Raw genomic sequence first — 20,487 nt, 5'->3', positions numbered from 1 at the left:
CGGCCGGACGGCGGCCCTGCGGGGGGTGATCGTCTGCACGGGGCACGAGACCCTCCTAGGCTCGTGATCATGCGTTCGCACCACCGTCGGCATGCCGTCGTCCCCAGCCTGCTCGCCGCGCTGACCCTCCTGGTCGCCGGCTGCACCTCCGGCGACGGCACCGATGACGAGGCCACCCCGTCCGCCAGCTCCGCCCCGGCCGAGCCGACGGCGGAACCGATCGAGTGGACCGACTGCAACGAGGTGCTGCAGCCGCTGCTCGCCGGCCGGCCGGGCAGCGAGCGCGGACTGTCGTTCGAGTGCGGCCAGGTCACCGTTCCGATCAGCTACGACGAGCCCGGCGGTGAGCGGCTGCCGCTGCGCCTGGTGCGCGCCGTGCACCCCGCCCAGACCGAGAAGATCGGCTCGCTCGTGGTCAACCCCGGCGGGCCGGGCGCCTCGGGTCTCGACGCCGCCCTCGGCCTGGCGCTCACCCTCCCGGAGGACGTGCTGCGCCGGTTCGACCTGGTCGGTTTCGACCCGCGCGGCGTGGCCTCCTCCTCCCCCGTCGAGTGCATCCCGGACGAGACCAAGGAACGCCTGCTCGCCTCCGAGCCGCAGCCGACCAGCGCCGAGCAGCTCGACGACGTCTTCGGCCTGGCCCGCGAGGTGGCCGAGGGCTGCGCCGAGCGCTACGAGTCCCCGGCCGCGCTGGGTGCGTTCAACACCGTCGACACCGCCCGCGACATGGACCTGCTGCGCGAGGCGCTCGGCGAGGAGCAGCTCACCTACCTCGGCTACTCGTACGGCACCACGCTGGGCTCGACCTACGCCGAGCTCTTCCCCGACCGCGTCCGCGCCCTGGTGCTGGACGCCGCCGTCGACCCCGACGCCGACCGCCGGGCGGCGGCCGAGGCGAGCGCCGCCGGGCTCGAGGCCGGCTTCGACGCGTTCGCGCAGAACTGCACGAGCCTGCTCGCCGGCTGCCCGCTCGGTGACGACCCGCGGCTGTTCGTCGACGAGCTGATGCTGCAGGCCTCGCAGGCGCCCATCCCCAGCGCGGAGGAGGGCGAGACGCGGCAGGCGACGCCGGGCGTCGTCCACACCGCCATCACGGCGGCGCTCTACGACACCCGCACCTGGCCGCAGCTCTCCCAGGCGCTGGCCGCCGCCCGCGGCGGGAACTCGGCCGGTGTGTTCTCCCTGGCCGACAGCTACTCCGGGCGGCTCCAGGACGGCACCTGGTCCAACCTGCTCGACGCCAACCTGGCCATCAACTGCGCCGACACCGACGAGGAGATCGAGAGCGACGAGGTGCGCGCGCTCGCCGCCGACTGGGACGCCCGCTACCCGCTGTTCGGCGCCGGCGCGGCCGCAGGTCTGTACACCTGCACGCCGTGGGAGGCAGACCGCACCCCGCTGCCCGAGCGCGACGCCGAGGGCGCCGCGCCGATCCTCGTCGTCGGCAACTCCGGTGACCCGGTGACGCCGCTGCCGGGGGCCGTGGACCTCGCCGAGCGGCTCACCTCGGCCGTGCTGCTCACCTGGCAGGGGCAGGGCCACACGGCCTACCCGAAGAACCAGTGCGTCAACGACGCGGTGAACGCCTACCTCGTCGACCTGGTCGTCCCGCTGGACGGGCTCACCTGCCCTGCGTGACACTCGGCCCCCGGTCGAGGAGAGGGAACGCGCAGCGATGGCGAGCAGCAAGGACGCGGTGATCCTCGACGTCGGGGGCCACGAGGTGCGGGTCTCCAACCCGGAGAAGCCGTACTTCGCCGAGAAGGGCATCCGGAAGATCGACGTCGTCGAGTACTTCGTCGCCGTCGGCGAGGGCATCCTGTTCGCGCTCCGGGACCGGCCGACGACGCTGGAGCGCTGGCCGGGCGGGGTCTTCGAGGGCGCCCGGCTGTCCACCCGCATGGACAACACCGGCGACGCGTTCTACCAGAAGCGGGTGCCCAAGAACGCCCCCGGATGGGTGCCGACGGCGCACATCACCTTCCCCAGCGGCCGGACCGCCGACGAGATCGCGCCGGACTCGGTCGCCGTCGTCGCCTGGTGCGCGAACCTGGGCACGCTGACCTTCCACCCGTGGCCGGTGGACAAGACCGACGTCGAGCAGCCCAACCAGATCCGCATCGACCTCGACCCGCAGCCGGGCACCGACTTCTCCGACGCGGTGTGGGTCGCCCCGCACGTGCGGGAGCTGCTGCACGAGTTCGGCATGGAGGGCTGGCCGAAGACCTCGGGCGGCCGCGGCGTGCACATCTACGTGCCGATCCAGCCGCGCTGGACCTTCACCGACGTCCGCCGGGCGGTGATCGCCTTCGGCCGCGAGCTGGAACGCCGGCTGCCCGAGCGCGTGACGATGTCGTGGTGGAAGGAGGAGCGCGGCGAGAAGATCTTCATCGACTACAACCAGATGGCCCGGGACCGCACGATCGCCTCGGCGTACTCCATCCGGCCCAAGGCGCACGCGCCGGTGTCGGCGCCGGTGGACTGGGACGAGCTGCCCGACGTCTCGCCGTTCGACTTCGACGTGCTGACCATGCCCGACCGCTTCCGGCAGGTCGGCGACAGGCACGCCGGGCTGGCCGACCACGCCTTCGGCATCGAGCCGCTGCTCGAGCTTGCCGAGCGGCAGGCCGCGGACGACGGCCTCGGCGACCTGCCCTACCCGCCGGACTACCCGAAGATGCCGGGCGAGCCGATGCGCGTGCAGCCGAGCCGCGCGAGGAAGCCGGTCGCCGGGGAGGCCTGACCGGGCCGGTCACCCCTGCAGTCGGCCGCCGTCCCGCGGCCGGATGTTGGGCAGCGACCGCGGCCGGCGCGGCTCGACCGAGCCGCGGTACTCGTAGGCGATGCGGCCGTGGGCGTCGAAGACCTCGACCGGCCCGAGGACGCGGAACGTCGCCCAGTCGGCCCCGGGCATGCCGTCCTCGCGCAGCTGCCGGGTCAGCGACTCGCGCAGCGCCGAGGTCGCCTCGTGCAGGTGCAGGAACGGCAGCGCCGTCGTCGCCCGGTACCTCTCCACGACCGTCTCCCTCGTGCAGCTCAGCGACCGGGCCCGCGTCAGTCGGCCAGCGCCCGCTCTTCGCGCAGCGCCTGGAAGACCCGCTTGCGCAGCGCGTCGCCGGCCCGCTCGGGGACGTCCTGCAGGCTCATCGAGATCAGCCAGCGCCCGCCGTTGGCCTGCTGCCGCACCACCACGCCGCGCAGGGCCAGCACCTCGGACTCCAGCGTCAGGTTCACGTCGAGGCGGGTGCCGGACTCCGGCGGGAGGCCCCACCCGTCGACCAGGACCCGCACGCCGGCCTCGCTCAGGTCCACCGTCTCGCCGACCAGCTGGCCGTCGGCCCACGGCAGGTAGACCGGCAGGGCGACGCGGCCCCGCACGGCCTTCCGGCGCTGGCTGCGCGCGGCCGGCCCGGTGGGCACGAGGTGCCAGCGCACCTCCTCGCCCGGCTCCACCTCGATGACCTTGGCGGGCCGGGTGCGCTCCTCCTCCGCGCCGACCCAGTACAGCTCGACGGGGTCGTTCTCCTTGACCGAGGTCTTCCAAGCGGTGCCCTCACCGTCCGGGCGGACCACGATCGTGAACTCGGTGGAGACGTCGACGGCGGCGGTGACCGTGATCCCGCGCGCCACCAGCGTGACGTCGGCCCGGGTGCTCTCGTACGGCCGGCTGGCGTCGGACTCGGTCATTGCTGCCTCCGCTGGTGGATGCCCGTGTAGCGACTCCAACCGAGCCGCCTCCTCTCCTTCGGCGGGCCCGGCGGCATGTTGAGCGGAAACGGGGAGCGGGCTACATGCGCCCGGCCAGGGACGCGACGACGGCGCGCAGCTCGACGGCGGACTCGGCCAGCCGGTCGGCCAGCAGCAGGTCGAGGTCGGCGTCGTGCAGGTCGTCGATCGACGCCAGCGGGACGAGGTGCGGCATGCGGTCGGAGGGACGGGCGGGCGGAGCGGGGGGTCGCATCGGTGCTCTCCAGGGCGGGGGACGGGCCGGTTGTCCGGCGGTACCGACCCTCACCACCGCTCCGCGCGGTCTCCGCCGCTCAGCCGCAGGAAATGCGCAAGACGCCGTCGCGGGGCAGTTCGGTCCCCCCTCGGGGTGAGGTGGCACCCCGGACCCGGCTGTCCCGCTCGATACCGGGCAACGCTGGACGAAGGGAGCACGTCGGAGGAGCGGAGGAGGCGGGATGAAGCACGCGCTCGTGGCGTACGGGACCCTCCTCGTCGTCCTGCTGGCGGTGGCCCGGCAGTACGAGGCCGCCGGTCCCGACGGCGTCGACGCGCTCGACCTCGCCACCGCCCTGGTCGACGCGGTGCTCGTGCTGGCCGTGGCGGCCGGGATCCTGCTGGCCGGCCGGCTCGGCCTGGAGCGCTGGGCGCTGTCCATGGCGCGCTGGCGCCGGGCGCGCGCGCTCGAGCAGGCGGAGCTGCCCGACGCGGAGGTCATCGGCGTCACCTCGTGGCGGCCCGGCACCCCACCCCCGCCGCCCGCGCCCGTCGTGGTCGAGCCGGCCGTGCGGCCGGCGCCGAAGTCGTCGGCCGGCTTCACCTACGTGGGCCCCTCGTACGCCCGCGAGGTGCCCGCCGCGCCGCCGTTCCCGGACCGGCGCGGCCGCTCGATCTGATCACCGGAGCGGCTCCTCCGGCAGAACCCTGGTCGACCGGGCCGGGCAGCCGCTAGGCTTTCCCCCGTCGGGAAGGCCCTGCGCTATGGCAGGACCCCGATGCACCACCTCAGCTAGGAGCGAGCAATGCCCGAAGGTACTGTCAAGTGGTTCAACGCGGAGAAGGGGTTCGGCTTCGCCACTCCTGACGGTGGCGGACCCGACGTGTTCGTCCACTACTCGGCCATCCAGACCAGCGGGTACCGCTCGCTCGACGAAGGCCAGCGGATCGCGTTCGACATCGAGCAGGGCCAGAAGGGCCCGCAGGCTGCGAACGTCACCCCGCTCTGATCACCTGATCAGCACGCAGCGCCCCCGCCCGGATCCCGGGCGGGGGCGCTGTCGTTCCAGGGTCCTCAGCGGGCCCGGGGCACGTAGCCGCCGACGAGCGCCTGCATGAGCAGCGCCCCGGCGTCCGGGCCGACGGCGGCCGCGGCGTCCGCGAAGGCCCGCCAGCGCTGCCGCTCCGCGTCGGTCGGCGCGTTCTCCGCCCGGGCGCTCGCCTGCTCCAGCAACCGCTCCCACTCCCCCTGCGGGGTCGGCCACAGGCCGGCCAGCCGCCGGGCCTCCGCCGAGATCGCGGTAATCCGCACGATGTCGCCGGCGTGGTTGGTGAGCGGCTCGACGTAGCCGGCGGACACCAGCGCCTTCGCCGCGACGACGACGTCGGCCTTCGGCAGCCCGCTCGCCGGCACCACCGCGCCCAGCAGGTAGGGCGACCCGCCGTGCTCCGGGGTGTCCACGAGGCGGGCGATCGCCCGCAGCACGGGCAGGTCCCGGGTGAACCAGGTGTCGGGCAGGGGCCGGTCGGGCGGCGAGGACGGCGTGGTCACCCCGCCAGTCTCCCCGCTGCCGGGCACGCGGCGGTGCCCCGCCCCGGGGTCACGGGGGCGGGGCACCGTCCGCGTCACCGCGGGAGGGTCAGCTCGGGCCGGACCGCCAGGATCAGGCCGAGCGCGGTGTAGCCGACGAGCAGGTGCCCGGCGCTGACGAAGGCGCTGCCCCCGTCGCCCACCAGGGCCATCGCCGGGATCATGAACAGCAGCCACGTCTCCGCGACCGCCGGCCAGATCCGCGCCGGCCCCCGCCACCGGCCGGCGATCGCGATGCGGATGCCGATCGCCGCCATGCCGAGCATGGACAGCGGCCAGAACGCGTCGAGGGCCAGCCAGAACGCGTCCTCGGACACGTCGGGCGCCACCATCCACTGGAGCGAGGAGACGATCGCCAGGCCGAGCAGCACGTGCTCGGCGTGCAGCAGGCGGCGGGCCAGCCGGCCGGTACCGGTGGCCCGCGTGCGCAGCTGGACGCTGACCAGCGCCACCAGCCCGAGCTGGAACAGCAGCGAGCTGGCCTTGTAGTAGAGCGGGTACTCGCCGGCCGGGTCGACGTCGTGGGTGAGCATCGAGCCGACGGCCCAGGAGGCCGCGCCGGCGGCCATCGCCAGGCCGCCGAGCCGGATCGGCCGCAGCGGGTCGGCTGCCGCCGTCGCGTGCGCGGCCGCGGTGTCGGTCCGGGCGGTCGGCGGGCTGGTGTTGACGGACATCGTTCGGTCCTCCGGAGGGGCACGGGCAGTGCCCGGTGGCACCGCTGGGAGAACCGTCGTGGTCGGGCGTCCCGGGCAGCCAGGGGCCGGGCGCCCGGATCGGGCCCGCCGGCGTCCCGGCCGGGTCGGGACGCCGCGCCCCTGTCCTCCGGGACGCCGGTCCCGGCATGATCCGCGCGTGCAGGTCCGCAGCCCCGACGACGCCGTCGCGCCCGTGGCGCCCCCGCCGGGGCCCTCCCGGCTGGAGCGCGTCGCGCCCGTGGTCGGCTGGGCCGTCGCGGCCGCCACCCTCGCCGCCGTCCTGGCCAGCGCGGCGCTGGACCTGGCCACCTCGCACGCCGCCCGGGAGGCGGTCGACTCGGGCACCGGCTGGGAGATCGGGCTGTCCGGCCTGCTGCTCGCCGTCCCCGGCGCGCTGCTGCTCGGCCGCGCGCCGCGCAACGCCGTCTCCTGGGTGGTCGCCGGCGCCGCGCTGTTCTGGGCGCTCGACGGGCTCGCCTCGTCCTGGCTCACCTACGCGGTGCAGCGCGAGCCGTCGCTTCCGGGCGCCTCCTTGGCGTTCTGGTTCGTGCAGCGGTTCGGCGCCTTCCTCCTGCTCGGCCTGCCGCTGCTGCTCCTGCTCTACCCCGCCGGCCGGCTGCCCGCGGGGCGGTGGCGCACCGTCTCCCTGGTCGCGCTCGGTTGCGCGGCGCTGCTGCCGGTGCTGGTGGTGACCACCCCGGCCGACGTCCTGGACCGGCGGGCCGGGACCGACATGCCCGAGCCCTTCCGCGACCTGAACCTGGATCCGACCAGCGTGCCGCTGCCCGAGGGGCTGGTGCTGCCGCTGCTGCACCTGGCCTTCCCGCTGAACGCGGTCGGCATCCTGCTGCCGCTCGCCGTCGTCGTCCACCGGCTGCGCGCGGCCGAGGGCGAGGACCGGCGGCGGATGCGCTGGCTGCTGTGGGCCGGCGTCGTCGACGCGCTGGTCGTGCTCGGCGCGCTGCTCTTCCCGTCGACGCGGATCAGCCTCGACCTGGCGCTGGCCATCGGACTGACCGGGCTGGCCATCACGCTCGGCATCCTCCGGCCCCGGGCGGTCGACATCGACCGGCTGCTGGGCGGCACGCTGGTCTACGGCGGGCTGGCCGCCGGCGTCGTCGCCCTGGACCTGCTCGTGCTCGGCTCGGCCGGCGTGCTGCTCGGCGACCGCTCCGAGGAGCGCGACGCCCTGCTCCTGACGCTGCTGGTGCTCGCCGTCGCCTACGTGCCGCTCCGGGCAGCGCTGTGGCGCCTGGTCCGCCGGTGGGTGCTCGGGGAGCGCGAGGACCCCTACCGCGTGGTGTCGGGCCTTGCCGAGCGGCTCGAGCGCAGCGACGGTGCCGATCAGCAGCTCATGGCCGTCGCGGGGGCGGTCGCCGAGGCGTTCCGGTCCCCCTACGTCGGGGTCGAGGTCACCTCGGTCGACGGGGAGCGGGTGCTCGCCGAGCACGGCGAGCGGCCGGACGCCGTGCGCGCGCTGCCCATCGCCTACCGCGGTGAGCCGGTCGGCCGGCTGCTGCTCCCCCGGCACGGCGTCCGCGCCGCCCTGCTCACCCGCGACGAGCGGCTGCTCGCCGACGTCGTCCGGCAGGCCGCCGCCGCGGCCCGCGCCAGCTCGCTGGCAGCGCAGCTGCAGGCCGGCCGCGAGCAGCTGGTCGCGGCCCGCGAGGAGGAGCGGCGCCGGCTGCGCCGCGACCTGCACGACGGCCTCGGGCCCAGCCTCGGTGCGGTCGTGCTGCGCATCGACACCGCCCGCAACCTGGCCGCCGACCGGCCGGAGGAGGCCGACCGGGTGCTCCGCAGGGCGCGGGACGACGTCGCCGCGGCGCTGGCCGACGTCCGGCGACTGGTGCACGACCTGCGCCCGCCGGCGCTGGACGACCTCGGCCTGGCCGGGGCGGTCCGCTCGCAGGCCGAGCGGGTGCTGCCGCCCGTGCTGACCGCCGCCGTGGTCGCCGACGAGCTCGGCGACCTGCCCGCCGCCGTCGAGGTCGCCGCGTACCGGATCGCGTCCGAGGCGCTGGTCAACGTCGCGCGGCACGCGCACGCCAGCCGGGTGGACGTCTCGCTCGCGCGGGACGGCGGCGCGCTCGTGGTCGCGGTGGCCGACGACGGCGTCGGCATCGCGGCGGACGCCCCGGCCGGGGTGGGGCTCGTGTCGCTGCGGGAGCGCGCCGCCGAGCTGGGCGGGTCGTGCACGGTCGAGTGCCCGCCCGACGGCGGCACGGTGGTGCGGGCGGTGCTGCCCGCGGGAGGAGCCGGTGATGGCTGAGGTCGAGGAACCGCTGCGGGTGCTGGTCGTCGACGACCACCCCGTCTACCGGGACGGGCTCGCGGTGCTGCTGGGCTCGGTGCCCGGGCTGTCGGTCGTGGGCACCGCCGCCGACGGCGCCGCGGCGGTGCGCTGCGCCCGGGGGGAGCAGCCCGACGTCGTCGTCATGGACGTGCAGATGCCCGGGATGGACGGCATCGCGGCGACCCGGGCGATCACCTCGGAGTCGCCGTCGACCGGTGTGGTGGTGCTGACCATGAGCGAGGACGACGGCACGGTCTTCTCCGCCGTCCGCGCCGGGGCCCGGGGCTACCTGCTCAAGGGCGCCGACCAGGAGGAGGTGGTGCGGGCCATCACCACGGTGGCAGGGGGCGGCGCGGTGTTCGGTGCCGCGCTGGCCCGGCGGATCGCCGAGTTCTTCAGCGCCGGCCCGGCCGGCCCCGAGACGGCCTTCCCCCAGCTGACCGCCCGCGAGCGCGAGGTCCTGGACCTGGTGGCGGCCGGGCGGACCAACGCGCAGATCGCCGCCGCCCTCTACCTGTCCCCGAAGACGGTGCGCAACAACGTGTCCAACGTGCTGGCCAAGCTGCAGGTCACCGACCGGGCGGAGGCCATCGTGCGGGCCCGGGATGCCGGGTTGGGCCGCTGAGCGGCGGGAATGGCGACCCCGCCGGGCCCGTTCCCGTAGGCATGACGACCTCCTCCCAGCAGCCCCAGGTGCAGAAGACCGACGAGGAGTGGCGGGCGCAGCTGTCGCCGGAGGAGTACGCGGTGCTCCGCCAGGCCGGCACCGAGCGCGCGTGGACCGGTGAGTACGTCGACACGAAGGCCGTCGGCGTCTACGAGTGCCGGGCCTGCGGCGCCGAGCTGTTCCGTTCCGAGACCAAGTTCGACTCGCACTGCGGCTGGCCCTCGTTCTACGAGGCCTCGGCCGAGGACAACGTGATCCTGCGCGAGGACCGCAGCTACGGGATGCTCCGCACCGAGGTGCTGTGCGCCAGCTGCCACAGCCACCTGGGCCACCTGTTCGACGACGCCCCGCAGACGCCCACCGGCGACCGCTACTGCATCAACAGCGTCTCGATCCGGCTCCAGCCCGCGAGCTGAGCCCACCCCGCACGCGGCCGAGGGCGGTCACCGGATGCCCGGTGGCCGCCCTCGTCCCGCTTTTCCGCGGAGAAGCGCCCCGCCTTTCCGCGGAAAAGCAGGGATCGGGTCAGGCGAGGTCGCGGACCAGCTCGGCGATCGGCTTGCGGACCCCGGTGTAGAACGGGATCTCCTCGCGCACGTGCCGGCGGGCGCGGCTGGCCCGCAGGTCGCGCATGAGGTCGACGATGCGGTGCAGCTCGTCGGCCTCGAAGGCGAGCATCCACTCGTAGTCACCGAGCCCGAACGAGGCCACGGTGTTGGCCCGCACGTCCGGGTAGGGCCGCGCCTGCATGCCGTGCTCCTTGAGCATGTCGCGGCGCTCCTCGTCGGGGAGCAGGTACCACTCGTAGGAGCGCACGAACGGGTAGACGCACACGTAGCGGCGCGGCTCCTCGTCGGCCAGGAACGCCGGGATGTGGCTGCGGTTGAACTCGGCCGGCCGGTGCAGCGCCATCTGCGACCACACCGGGTCCAGGTGCCGGCCCAGCTGGGTGCGGCGCAGCCGGGTGTAGGCCTCCTGGAGCGCCTCCGGCGTCGAGGAGTGCCACCAGACCATCAGGTCGGCGTCGGCCCGCAGGCCCGCGACGTCGTAGACCCCGCGGACGACGACGTCCTTGCCGGCCAGCTCCTCGACCAGCGCGGCCGCCTCGTCCGCGGCGGCGCTGCGCACGTCGTCGGCCAGCGGGCGGGCCAGCCGGAACACCGACCACATCGTGTAGCGGATGCTGGCGTTGAGCTCGTTCGCCCGCTTGCCGATGCTGCGCTCGTCGGTCTGCTGCCCGGTCTGCTCGGTCATGCGCCCATCATCCCCCGTGACGCGGGACCGCCCGCGACCCGGTGCGGGTCGCGGGCGGTTCCGGTTCAGCGGGAGGTGCGGGCGGCGCGCCGGCCCCCGAGGAGGTCGGCGTGCGCCTCGCGGCAGTCGCCGCAGGCGGCCAGCCACACGGAGTGGCGCAGGCAGCGGGCGGCGGGTCGGGATCGCGGGGCGGGAACGGTGTTCGCGTGGTGCACGTTGCTCACGGCCAGTGCAACACCGGCGCGCCTCCGCCGATGCCCGCGCCCGACCGTGGCGCCGACCACGGTCCCCTGCTACTGCCCCGGCGCGGCCAGCCAGGCGTCGATCTCGATCTGCACCACCCGGCCGACCAGCACCCGCGGCGCCCGGATGCCCACCGCCCGGCGGTCGAGGGTCGCCGCCGCCCGCACCAGCGTCCCGCCGTCCGCCGGTTCCGCGACGCCGGCGACCTCCAGCGGCGTCGCGGTGCCGCGGACGACGAGGATGCCCGCCGCCAGCCAGCAGCCCTCGGCGCCGCGGGTGAAGCGGTCGCACGTCCAGACCATCACCGGCTGGCGGTCGACGGCGAGGAACCGGGCACGGCGCAGGTCCACGTCCCGGCGGGTGACGCCGGTGTCCAGGCTGGCCAGGTCGAACTCGGCCCGCGCCCGCACCGGTGCACCGTCGTCGTCCACCTCGATCTCCCCGCAGCTCAGCGCGATGGAGCCCTGGACCGGGATGCCGAGGTTGCGCACGGTGAAGCGCACCGAGGTGCGGGTGTCGGAGACCGCGTGGGTGCGCGTCGAGGCCGGCGTCCGCGGCGCGGCGATCACGACCGGGCTCCCGCCGCGAGCCGGGCGTGCAGCACCCGGTCGACGTCCACCCGCTCCGGGTCGCTCACCAGCGCCGGGTCCTCCCAGGGCAGCAGGTCGGTGGCGAAGACCGCCCGCCGGATGTCGTCCAGCACGGGCAGCGCCGTCACGAGCGTGAACACCACCAGGGCGTCGTCGTCACCGCGCAGCACGTGCGTGCCGACGACGCCGTCGACGTGCCGCACGGCCGGTTCGATGCGCTCGCGGCCGGCCCGGATGGCGGCGTCGGTCCGCGCCGCGTCGCCGCCGGGGAACCACAGCACCTGCGCGAACTCCGGTGCCGCGCCCGCCGCCGCACCCGCGGTGCCGGCGACCACGTCGTAGCCGCCGACCGCGGTCAGGAAGCCGGGGTCGGGGGTGCCGGCGGCAGCGGCGTCCGCGGCGCTGCGCCACAGCGCGAGCAGCAGGCCGTCGGAGCCGTCGAGCCGGCCGAGGACGCAGGCGTCCTCCTGCCCGGCGCCGGTCAGCCCGGCGAGCAGACCGCGGGCCCAGGAACCGGGGTCCTCGTCCGGCCACCGCCGGAACCGGTGGATCGTCGCGTGCACGGGGTCCTCCTTCCTCCGAGCGGACCGCCGACCGGTCCGGCACGGGTCGACCCTCCGCCGCCGCCGGCCGCCGGGCATCAGTGCTGCCACGCAGATGCGGTACGCAATTCCCGTACGCAGGCGCCCGCACCGGTGGGATGCTCTCGGGGTGCCGGAGGCCGGGCCTCCCCCGGGCGCGCACCGGGGTCCCTTCGTCGGCCGGGACGTCGAGCTGGTCCGCGTCCGCGCGCTCCTCGACGGCGCCCGGGCCGGCTCGGGCGGGCTCGTCCTGGTGGCCGGTCCGGCGGGCATCGGCAAGACGCGCACGGTCGAGGAGGCGCTCGCCGGCGTCCCGGTGCCCGTGGTGTGGGGTCGCTGCGTCGACGACCCCGGAGCCCCGCCGCTGTGGCCCTGGCGCCGGGTGCTGCGCGCCCGCCCGGAGGTGGCCGCGGCGGTCGGCGACGCGCTGGCCGCGGTGGACGGCACCGCCGACGATCCCGAGGTGGCCCGGTTCCGCCTCGTGACCGCGGCGACGGAGGCGCTGGTCGCCTCCGCCGAGCCGACCGGCCTGGTCGTCGTCCTCGAGGACCTGCACTGGGCCGACCCGACCTCGTTGCGGCTGCTCCGCCACCTGGCCGGCGAGCTGCACCGGTCGCGACTGCTCGTGCTGGGCACCTACCGGGACCCCGCCGGCCCGAGCGCCGCCGAGCACCTCGCCGCCGCACTGCCCGACCTCCTGCGCTGGCCGGGGACCGAGCTGATCGAGCTCGGCCCGCTCGCCGAGGACGACGTCGGCCGCTACCTGGGCGCCGTCGCGCCGGTTCCGGTGCCGCCCGGCACCGTGCGCGGCCTGCACCGCCGGTGCGGGGGAAACCCCCTGTACCTGCGGGCGCTGACCGCGGCCGGCGGCACGCCGGACGACGCCCCGGCGTCCGCAGCGCTGCGGCACGCCGTCCGCGCCGCGCTGGCCGCCCTCCCACCCGACGTCGCCGAGCTGCTGGTGGTCGCCGCGGTCCTGGGCGAGGAGGTGCGCCCCGGGCTCCTCGCGGCCGTGACCGGGCGCCCGGAGGACGACGTCCGCCGCGGCCTGGACGCCGCGGTGCAGGCCGGCGTGCTCGCTCCCGTGCCCGACACCCCGGGCCGCCGCCGCTTCGTGCACGCCGTCGTGCGCGACGGCGTCTACGCCGACCTCGCGCCCAGCACCCGGGAGGCCCTGCACCGGCGCATCGCGGAGGCGTGGGAAGGCGCGGTCGGCGTCGACGACACCACCGCGGGCGTGGTCGCCGGCCACTGGCTGCGCGCCTCCGCGGACCCCGCCGCCCTGCTGCGGGCGGCGGGCTGGGCCCGGCGCGCCTCGGCCGCCGCGACGCGGTCGCTCGCCTTCGAGGAGGCGGCCGCCTTCCTGCGGACGGCGCTGGACGCCCTCGAGCGCGCCGGCTGCGACCCCGAGCAGCGGGCCGAGCTGCTCGTCGAGCTGGCCGGTACCGAGTACCGCGCCGGCCGATTCGCCGAGGGCCTCGAGCACGCGGTCGCGGCGTCCGAGGCGGTGGCCGGCCGGGCGCGGTCGGACCTGCTCGTGGCGGCCGCGCTGGCCGTGCACGACGTCGCGGCCCCCGGCTTCCCACCGGCCGTGATGGCGCTGTGCGAGCGGGCCCTGGCCGAGCCGGACGTCGCCGGCTCCCCCGTCCTGCGGGCCCGCCTGCTCGCGCAGATGGCGTCGTCCCAGGCCGACGCCGGCCGCCTCGCGGCGTCCGCGGAGCTCTCCGCCGAGGCGCTCGAGCTGGCCGAGGCCGCGGGTGATCCCGAGGCGGTCCTGGACGCCGTCCGCGCCCGGATGAAGGTCAGCGTGGACGCCCTGCCGCCTGCCGAGCGGCTGCGGCTGGGCCGGCTCGCCATCGAGCACGCGGGCGCGACCGGGCAGCCCCTGGTCGAGCTGTGGGGCGCGAAGTGGCGGATCGACGCGGCGCTGGAGACCGGCGACCTGACCACCACCGAGGAGGAGCTGGCGCGGATCGCGGCGCTGGCCCGGCGGACCGGGCTGCCGCTGGTCCGCTGGCACGACCTCCGGTTGCGCGCCTCGGTCGCCGCGCTCGTGGGCCGCTTCCCGGAGGCGCTGGCGCTCAACGAGGAGGCCCGCGTACTGGGCGCCCGCGACCTCGCGCAGGACCTCTCCACCGCCGGCATGTCCGGGGCGTTCCTGCTGCAGCACGCGCTGGTCACCGGCGACCCCCTCTGGGACGACGCCGCCCTGCACCTGCTCGACCTCGCCGGCGACGTCCCGATCGTGCTGGTCACCCGGGCGCTCGTGGCTCTCCTGCGAGGGGAGCGGGACGAGGCCGCGGCGCGCTACGACGACCTGCGCGGGCGCCTCGCCGATCCCGACTTCGCCGCGTCCAGCGGCGTCCCGACGAACCTGGTGCCGCTGGTCGAGGAGTTCGCCGACCCGGCGACCGCGGAGGTGCTGGCCGGCCTCATCGCGGCCCGCCCGATCGCCGCCGGCGGAGCGGGGGTCTACTGCTGCGGCTCGCTCACCTCGCTGCTCGGGCGGCTGGCCGTGGTCCGCGGCCGGCTGGACGAGGCGGTCGGCTGCTTCGAGGAGGCGCTGGCCGTCGACACCGGCACCGGCGCACGCCCGGCCGTGGTGCACGACCGGCTCGGGCTGGCCGGTGCGCTGCTGCGCCGCGGCCGGTCCGCGGACCTGCCGCGCGCCGCCGATGCGGCGTCGGCCGCCCGCCAGGAGGCGGTGCGGCTCGGCATGCCGGGACCGGCGCGGGAGGCGGCGGCCCTGGCCGACGCCGTGGCCGCGGCCCGGCGCGCGGCCGATCCGCTGACCGAGCGGGAGCGCCAGATCGCCGGGCTCGTGGCGGCCGCGCTGACCAACCGGCAGATCGCCGACCGGCTGGTGCTCTCCGAGCGCACCGTGGAGACCCACGTGCGCAACATCCTGACCAAGCTGGGCGCCGCGAACCGGACCGAGATCGCGGTGCTGACCTCCGGGGGCTAGCGCGGCACGGCGACCAGGACCGGGCGGGACCGGCCGGGCAGGCAGGCGACCGCGGCCAGCGCCAGCGCGACGCCGTCCTCGACCAGGGCGGCGGTGGGGGCCGGCATGCGGGCACCGGCCCACCGCCGCCAGGCGGCCCCGGCGAGGGAGCCGGCCACCGCGGCTGCCGCGCCCGCCGTCGCCGGCAGCGCGCCGTTGGCGCCGGACCGGGTGGCCAGGCGCGCGCCGCCCTCCGCGCCACCGACCAGGCGCGAGGGCAACCCGGCGCCGCTGAGCCGCGAGGGCGCCGCCGGGTGCTTGTCCGCGGCGAACTCCGCCCCCAGCGCGGTCAGCGTCGCCACCTTGGCCGCTCCGGTGGCGCGGCCCGGGCCGGTGCCCCGCGGCGCGCTGAGGATCGGCCCGGCGAAGCCGAGGCTGCTGCGGCTGCCGGCGGCCAGCCCGAGCAGCGCGGAGCGGAGCACCACCGCGGCGCTCGCGGGCCGGCGCGGGGTGCGGTTCTCCCGGTCGGTGGGCAGCGCCTCGAGCACGCCCTGCACGGCCATGCCGTAGGCCAGGTGCGGCACCGCGTCGGCGATCCACTCGTCCCGGGTCCAGCCGCGCGGGTCGTCCACGCCCAGCTGCGCGATGGCGAGGTCGGTGGCGGCCGCGGACGCCGCGCCCGCCAGCACCGCGCCCACCGGGGCGGGGAACCGCACGCCGGAGGACCGGGCGGCGCTGGCCAGCACCCCGACGCCGAGCCCGTTGGCCAGCCCCGCGAGGGCGGCCAGTCCGGAGCGTCGGGACCGCCGGGTCTCCCCGGCGCCGGGCACCGGGCGGCCGACGCGCTCGGCGACGGCGTCGACGATCCGCTCGGGCACGGTGCTGGCCGGCCGGCCGCGCACCGCCATGTCGAGGTGGTTGACGGCGTCGAGCGCGACGGTGCCGGCCGCGCCGGCGGCCAGTCCGCGGAGGAAGGTCCCGGTCATGCCCCGACCCTCGTGGGGCGCGGGGGGATCGGCAACCGGCGGACCGGGTGGATCAGCCCGCGAGCGCGGCCACTGCCCGACGCGCGTCGCGGATGCAGGCCGGCACGCCCACGCCGTCGAACGCCGCGCCGGCCACCTCCAGGCCGGGCACCCCGGCCACCGCCGCACGCACCGCCGCCACCCGCGCCGGGTGGCCGACCAGGTACTGCGGCAGCCCGCCGCCCCAGCGGACCAGCGCCGTCTGCAGCGGCTCGGGGCGGGCCAGGCCCAGCAGGTCGGCGACGTCGTCGACCACGGCGCCGACGAGCTCGTCGTCGTCCCGCTGCAGGTCGCCCTCCTGGCGGAAGCGGCCGACCGAGGACCGGACCAGCAGCGCCTCCCCCCCGGCGAGGTGCGGCCACTTGGCCGACGACACCGTCACGCCCTTGACCAGCCGGCCGGTCACCGGCGGCACGAGGAGCCCGGACCCGGCGGCGATCTCCTGGGCGGGGAACGCCATCGCGACCACGGCCATCGACGCGTACGGGATGCCCAGCAGCGGCTCGACCGCGCCGGGCACGGCCTCGCGCAGCAGCCGGGCGGCCTTGCCGGCCGGAGCGGTGACGATCACCGCGTCGGCGGTCAGCAGCTCCGGCTCGGCCGCGGAGCCCACCGACAGCTCGAAGCCGGCCGCCGTCCGCCGCAGCCCGTGGGCCGGGGTGCGCAGCCGGACGTGGGCGCCACTGGCCGCGACCAGCGCGGCGGGCAGCGAGCCGATGCCGTCGGCGACGGTGACGAACACCGGACCGTCGGCGTCACCGCGGCTGCGGGTCCCCGCGTCGCGGGCCGCGGCCGCGGCGCCCAGCACCGAGCCGGCCGCGGGCAGGTGCGCGGCCAGGGCCGGCATGGTGGCCTGCAGCGAGAGCTCGTCGGCGCGCCCGGCGTAGACGCCGCCGAGCAGCGGCTCGACCAGCCGGTCGACCACCTCGTCGCCCAGGCGCTCGCGCAGCAGCGCACCGACGGCGACGTCGCCGTCGAGGCGGACGGGGGGCAGGTCGGCCTCGGCGCGCACCCGCGCCACGCCGTCCGCGGACAGGAAGCCCTCCAGGCCCTCGGCCTCGGCCGGGACGCCGAGGACCGTGCCCGGCGGCAGCGGGTGCCGGCCGCCGGGCAGCACCACCGACGCCTGCGTGGTGGCGGGGGCGACCAGCCGGTCGCCGAGCCCCAGCGCCTCGACCAGCTCGACCGCGTCCGGGACGCGGGCCAGCATCGCCTCGGGGCCCGTGTCGTACCAGTGGCCGGCCAGCTCGACGCGGTGCAGCTTCCCGCCGATCCGGTCGCCGGCCTCCAGGACGACGATCTCGTCGTCGGGCCGGCGGCGCCGCCACTCGAAGGCGGCGGCCAGGCCGGTGATGCCGGCGCCGACGACGACGAGCCGGCTCATCGGGGAGAGGCCTCCGTCAGCTCGTGGACCAGCTCGGCGACGTGGGTGAGCACGCCGGGGTCGGTGTCGGGCAGGACGCCGTGGCCCAGGTTGAAGATGTGGCCCCGCGCCGCCTTGCCCTGCTCGACGACCCGGCGCACCTCCCGGTCGACGGTGGCCCGGTCGGCCAGCAGGACGGCGGGGTCGAGGTTGCCCTGCAGCGAGCGCTGCTGGCCCACCCGGCGGGCGGCCTCGTCCAGCGGGATCCGCCAGTCGACGCCCACGACGTCGGCCCCGGCGTCCCCGATCAGCGGCAGCAGCTCGCCGGTGCCCACGCCGAAGTGGATGCGCGGGACGTCCCGGTCGCCCAGCCCGTCGAACACCGACCGCGAGAAGGGCAGCACCCGCTCGGCGTAGTCGGCGGCCGACAGCACGCCGGCCCACGAGTCGAACAGCTGCACCGCGACCGCACCGGCGTCGACCTGGGCCCGCAGGAAGATCGCCGCCGACACCGCGAGCTTGTCGAGCAGCCGGCCCCACGCCTCGGGCTCGGCGTACATGAACGCCTTGGTGCGGGCGTGCTCCTTGGAGGGCCCGCCCTCGATCAGGTAGGTGGCCAGGGTGAACGGCGCCCCGGCGAAGCCGATCAGCGGCGTGCCGCCGAGCTCGGCGACCAACCGCCGCACCGCCGTCTGCAGGAAGCCCAGCGCGTCGGGCTCCAGCGGGGGCAGCGCGTCGACGTCGGCGACCGAGCGGACCGGGTTCGCGATGACCGGGCCGATGCCGGGCTTGATCTCGACGTCCATCCCGGCGACGACCAGCGGCAGCACGATGTCGGAGAAGAGGATCGCCGCGTCGACCCCGTGCCGGCGGACCGGCTGCAAGGTGATCTCGGTGACCATGTCGGGGTCCTGGCAGGCGTCGAGCATCGCGGTGCCGGCGCGGAGGCTGCGGTACTCCGGCAGCGAGCGCCCCGCCTGGCGCATGAACCACACCGGGGTGCGGGTGACCGGCAGCCCTCGGGCGGCGCGGACGAGGTCGGAGTCGGCCGGGGACGTCGACGGGCCCGGGGTGGAGGAGCTCACGGGGGCCGAGTCTCCCAGACGACGGAGCGGTCCGTTCCCGGCGCGTCGCCCGGTGAGTCGGGGACGCGTGCGGCGCGTCGGACGCGATGTGCTAGTCCGCGACCTACCCTGCGCACGTGGAGCCGCACATCCTGGCCGGGGCCGGGAACAAGGGCAAGGACCCGCGCGGGGACGACGTCCCCGCCGCGTTCCGGGCAGCCCTGGACGCCCTGGACCGCGTGCGCGCCCGCCCGGAGATCGTCCTGGAGCACATCCCGGCGCCCCAGCGGCTGGCCCCCTTCGCGCACGCCCTCGGCGCCTCGGTGAGCGAACGGGACGGCGACGAGGACGTCCAGATCGCCAGCGCGCGGTTCATCGTCCTGCACGACCCGGCCGGCCACGAGACCTGGAACGGCACGACGCGGTGCGTCGGCTACCTCTCCGCGGAGACCGACGAGGAGCTCGTCGACGACACGATGTTCTCCGAGGTCGCCTGGAGCTGGCTCACCGACGCCCTCGCCGAGACCGGCGCCGCGCACACCACCGTCGGCGGCACGGTCACCCGCACCGCCTCGACCCGCTTCGGCGAGCTCGCCGGGCCCGAGCACTCGGTGGACGTCGAGATGCGCGCGTCCTGGACCGCCGGCGACACCTCGCTGGACAAGCACCTGCAGGCCTGGCTCCAGGTGCTGGCCAACGCGGCCGGCCTGCCACCGCCCGGCGTGCGCCTCCTCGGACCGGGCGGGGAGAGTCGCTGACCGGTCCGGCAGCGAGACTCTCTAACATCGGTACCGGCGCAGCGGCCTCCGCGCGGCGCCGACCGACGAGGACCGGCGAGAAGGTGGACGGCAACTGAGCACCGAGCCCACGCCCCGGCCGGCGACGGACGGTGCGGTCGAGGAGAGCACCGCCGTTCCGCTGCTGGCCCCGCGCGACGGTCTCCCGCCCGTCATCGAGAACTCCACCCAGCTCGTCGAGTACGCCCAGGCCCTGCGCGAGGGCACCGGGCCGGTCGCCGTCGACGCCGAGCGCGCGTCGGGCTACCGCTACGGCCAGCGCGCCTACCTGGTGCAGCTGCGCCGCAACGGCTCGGGCACCGGCCTGGTCGACCCCGTCCCGCTGCCGGACCTCTCGGTCCTGCAGGACGCCATCGGCGACGCGGAGTGGGTGCTGCACGCGGCCAACCAGGACCTGCCCTGCCTGGCCGAGATCGGCCTGGTCCCCCGCCGGCTGTTCGACACCGAGCTCGCCGCCCGACTCGCCGGGCTGCCCCGCGTCGGCCTCGGCGCCGTCGTCGAGTCGCTGCTGGGCTACTCGTTGGTGAAGGGGCACTCGGCCGCCGACTGGAGCACCCGGCCGCTGCCCGAGGAGTGGCTGGTCTACGCCGCGCTGGACGTCGAGGTGCTGGTGGACCTCCGCGACGCGCTGGCCGCGATCCTCGAGGAGCAGGGCAAGACCGACTGGGCCCGCCAGGAGTTCGAGGCGATCCTGGCCGCCGGCCCCCCGGCGCCGAAGGCCGACCCGTGGCGGCGGACCTCCGGCGTGCACGGGCTGCGCAGCCGCCGCCAGCTGGGCATGCTGCGCGCGATCTGGGAGGCCCGCGACGAGCTGGCCCGCCGCCGCGACGTCGCCCCCGGCCGGGTGCTGCCCGACACGGCGATGGTCTCCGCCGTGCAGGCCGACCCGAAGAACGAGGGCGCCCTGCTGGAGCTGCCGGTGTTCCGCGGCCGCGCCAACCGCCGGCTCGTCGCGCACTGGTTCCAGGCGCTGGTCCGCGGCAAGGCCCTGCCCGAGGACGAGCTGCCCCCGCACAGCCGCACCGGTGACGGCCCGCCCCCGGTGAACCGGTGGGCCGACCGCGACCCCGCGGCGGCCACCCGGCTGCAGGTCGCCCGCGCGGGCCTGGCCGAGCTCTCGGACAAGCACGTCGTCCCGGTGGAGAACCTGGTCTCCCCCGACCTCGTCCGCCGCCTGATGTGGCACCCCCCGGCGCCCCGCGAGCGCGACGAGATGGTCGCGGCGCTCCGGGCCGGCGGTGCCCGCGAGTGGCAGATCGGCCTGACCGCCGACCTGCTCACCGACGCGATCACCCGCGCCTGACCCCCGGGGGGGGGGGGGGGGGGGGGGGGCGCGGGGGGGGGGGGGGGGGGGGGGGGGGGCCCCCCCCCCCCCGAGACCGCGTTGGCGACGCCGAGGACGCTCTCGTCGTTGCGCCAGCTGGTGGCCAGGGTC

At 76.6% G+C, this 20,487-nt stretch carries 21 protein-coding genes; 10 read left to right on the top strand and 11 right to left on the bottom strand.

What is annotated here, in order from left to right; all coding sequences use genetic code 11:
* Nucleotides 1-69: 69 nt before the first annotated feature.
* Both ACI79H_RS16770 and ACI79H_RS16765 read left to right on the top strand, forming a co-directional pair.
* Complete coding sequence (locus tag ACI79H_RS16770) at nucleotides 70-1,638, top strand: alpha/beta hydrolase (RefSeq protein ID WP_456555548.1); 1,569 nt, start codon at nucleotides 70-72, stop codon at nucleotides 1,636-1,638.
* A gap of 37 nt (nucleotides 1,639-1,675) precedes the next feature.
* On the top strand, nucleotides 1,676-2,743 hold the full coding sequence (locus ACI79H_RS16765; RefSeq protein ID WP_456555547.1) for a DNA polymerase domain-containing protein: 1,068 nt from the start codon (nucleotides 1,676-1,678) through the stop codon (nucleotides 2,741-2,743).
* 9 nt (nucleotides 2,744-2,752) lie between these two features.
* Here ACI79H_RS16765 and ACI79H_RS16760 read toward each other — a convergent pair whose 3' ends face one another.
* The 3 genes from ACI79H_RS16760 to ACI79H_RS16750 form a co-directional block, all read right to left on the bottom strand.
* Complete coding sequence (locus tag ACI79H_RS16760; protein WP_456555546.1) at nucleotides 2,753-3,016, bottom strand: hypothetical protein; 264 nt, start codon at nucleotides 3,014-3,016, stop codon at nucleotides 2,753-2,755.
* Nucleotides 3,017-3,054: 38 nt separating this feature from the next.
* Entirely contained in the window at nucleotides 3,055-3,687 is a 633-nt protein-coding gene (locus ACI79H_RS16755) for a PilZ domain-containing protein (RefSeq protein ID WP_456555545.1), read from the bottom strand.
* Nucleotides 3,688-3,787: 100 nt separating this feature from the next.
* Complete coding sequence (locus tag ACI79H_RS16750) at nucleotides 3,788-3,961, bottom strand: hypothetical protein (RefSeq protein ID WP_456555544.1); 174 nt, start codon at nucleotides 3,959-3,961, stop codon at nucleotides 3,788-3,790.
* 223 nt (nucleotides 3,962-4,184) lie between these two features.
* Between ACI79H_RS16750 and ACI79H_RS16745 the strand changes: the two genes are divergently transcribed.
* Nucleotides 4,185-4,622 (top strand): hypothetical protein, encoded by a 438-nt coding sequence (locus ACI79H_RS16745; RefSeq protein WP_456555543.1) that lies wholly within the window; start codon nucleotides 4,185-4,187, stop codon nucleotides 4,620-4,622.
* Nucleotides 4,623-4,748: 126 nt separating this feature from the next.
* Complete coding sequence (locus ACI79H_RS16740; protein WP_040339721.1) at nucleotides 4,749-4,952, top strand: cold-shock protein; 204 nt, start codon at nucleotides 4,749-4,751, stop codon at nucleotides 4,950-4,952.
* Between the two features lie 65 nt (nucleotides 4,953-5,017).
* Here the strand turns inward: ACI79H_RS16740 and ACI79H_RS16735 are convergent, their stop codons facing one another.
* Nucleotides 5,018-5,494 (bottom strand): hypothetical protein, encoded by a 477-nt coding sequence (locus ACI79H_RS16735; protein WP_456555542.1) that lies wholly within the window; start codon nucleotides 5,492-5,494, stop codon nucleotides 5,018-5,020.
* 74 nt (nucleotides 5,495-5,568) lie between these two features.
* Nucleotides 5,569-6,207, bottom strand: coding sequence for a hypothetical protein (locus tag ACI79H_RS16730; RefSeq protein WP_456555541.1), 639 nt, complete (start codon nucleotides 6,205-6,207; stop codon nucleotides 5,569-5,571).
* A 178-nt stretch (nucleotides 6,208-6,385) separates the two neighbouring features.
* Between ACI79H_RS16730 and ACI79H_RS16725 the strand changes: the two genes are divergently transcribed.
* Genes ACI79H_RS16725 through msrB form a run of 3 tightly spaced genes read left to right on the top strand, consistent with a single transcriptional unit; the run spans nucleotide 6,386 to nucleotide 9,607 of the window.
* Nucleotides 6,386-8,500 (top strand): histidine kinase, encoded by a 2,115-nt coding sequence (locus tag ACI79H_RS16725; protein WP_456555540.1) that lies wholly within the window; start codon nucleotides 6,386-6,388, stop codon nucleotides 8,498-8,500.
* A complete protein-coding gene (locus ACI79H_RS16720; protein ID WP_456555539.1) occupies nucleotides 8,493-9,149 on the top strand; it encodes a response regulator in 657 nt (218 codons plus the stop codon). Before ACI79H_RS16725 ends, ACI79H_RS16720 begins: the two co-directional genes overlap by 8 nt.
* Nucleotides 9,150-9,190: 41 nt before the next feature.
* Nucleotides 9,191-9,607: a peptide-methionine (R)-S-oxide reductase MsrB gene (gene msrB, locus ACI79H_RS16715; protein ID WP_456555538.1), complete on the top strand. Its 417-nt coding sequence runs from the start codon at nucleotides 9,191-9,193 to the stop codon at nucleotides 9,605-9,607.
* 109 nt (nucleotides 9,608-9,716) lie between these two features.
* Here msrB and hemQ read toward each other — a convergent pair whose 3' ends face one another.
* The 3 genes from hemQ to ACI79H_RS16700 form a co-directional block, all read right to left on the bottom strand.
* Nucleotides 9,717-10,445, bottom strand: a complete 729-nt coding sequence (gene hemQ / locus ACI79H_RS16710) for a hydrogen peroxide-dependent heme synthase (RefSeq protein ID WP_456555537.1) — start codon at nucleotides 10,443-10,445, stop codon at nucleotides 9,717-9,719.
* A gap of 293 nt (nucleotides 10,446-10,738) precedes the next feature.
* Nucleotides 10,739-11,257: a YceI family protein gene (locus tag ACI79H_RS16705; RefSeq protein WP_456555536.1), complete on the bottom strand. Its 519-nt coding sequence runs from the start codon at nucleotides 11,255-11,257 to the stop codon at nucleotides 10,739-10,741.
* Nucleotides 11,254-11,841, bottom strand: a complete 588-nt coding sequence (locus ACI79H_RS16700) for a hypothetical protein (RefSeq protein WP_456555535.1) — start codon at nucleotides 11,839-11,841, stop codon at nucleotides 11,254-11,256. The genes ACI79H_RS16705 and ACI79H_RS16700 overlap by 4 nt, the downstream gene beginning before the upstream one ends.
* A gap of 148 nt (nucleotides 11,842-11,989) precedes the next feature.
* Here ACI79H_RS16700 and ACI79H_RS16695 point away from each other — a divergent pair, with 148 nt between their 5' ends.
* On the top strand, nucleotides 11,990-14,824 hold the full coding sequence (locus ACI79H_RS16695) for an ATP-binding protein (protein ID WP_456555534.1): 2,835 nt from the start codon (nucleotides 11,990-11,992) through the stop codon (nucleotides 14,822-14,824).
* On the opposite strand, the gene ACI79H_RS16690 is transcribed toward ACI79H_RS16695, so the two are convergent.
* From ACI79H_RS16690 to hemE, 3 genes are read right to left on the bottom strand one after another with little or no spacing between them, the layout of a single operon-like run.
* Nucleotides 14,821-15,789: a hypothetical protein gene (locus tag ACI79H_RS16690; protein ID WP_456555533.1), complete on the bottom strand. Its 969-nt coding sequence runs from the start codon at nucleotides 15,787-15,789 to the stop codon at nucleotides 14,821-14,823. The genes ACI79H_RS16695 and ACI79H_RS16690 overlap by 4 nt on opposite strands.
* A 52-nt stretch (nucleotides 15,790-15,841) precedes the next feature.
* Entirely contained in the window at nucleotides 15,842-17,212 is a 1,371-nt protein-coding gene (gene hemG / locus ACI79H_RS16685; RefSeq protein WP_456555532.1) for a protoporphyrinogen oxidase, read from the bottom strand.
* Nucleotides 17,209-18,276: a uroporphyrinogen decarboxylase gene (hemE, locus tag ACI79H_RS16680; protein ID WP_456555531.1), complete on the bottom strand. Its 1,068-nt coding sequence runs from the start codon at nucleotides 18,274-18,276 to the stop codon at nucleotides 17,209-17,211. The genes hemG and hemE overlap by 4 nt, the downstream gene beginning before the upstream one ends.
* 116 nt (nucleotides 18,277-18,392) lie before the next feature.
* On the opposite strand from hemE, the gene ACI79H_RS16675 reads away from it, so the two are divergent.
* Entirely contained in the window at nucleotides 18,393-19,013 is a 621-nt protein-coding gene (locus tag ACI79H_RS16675; protein ID WP_456555530.1) for a DUF3000 domain-containing protein, read from the top strand.
* Between the two features lie 94 nt (nucleotides 19,014-19,107).
* A complete protein-coding gene (locus ACI79H_RS16670) occupies nucleotides 19,108-20,355 on the top strand; it encodes an HRDC domain-containing protein (RefSeq protein ID WP_456555670.1) in 1,248 nt (415 codons plus the stop codon).
* Nucleotides 20,356-20,487 lie beyond the last annotated feature (132 nt).

This window comes from Blastococcus sp. SYSU D01042 (genome assembly GCF_054050515.1).
Note: the sequence above shows the minus strand (reverse complement) of the source record. Positions and strands in the feature narration are given on the sequence as shown.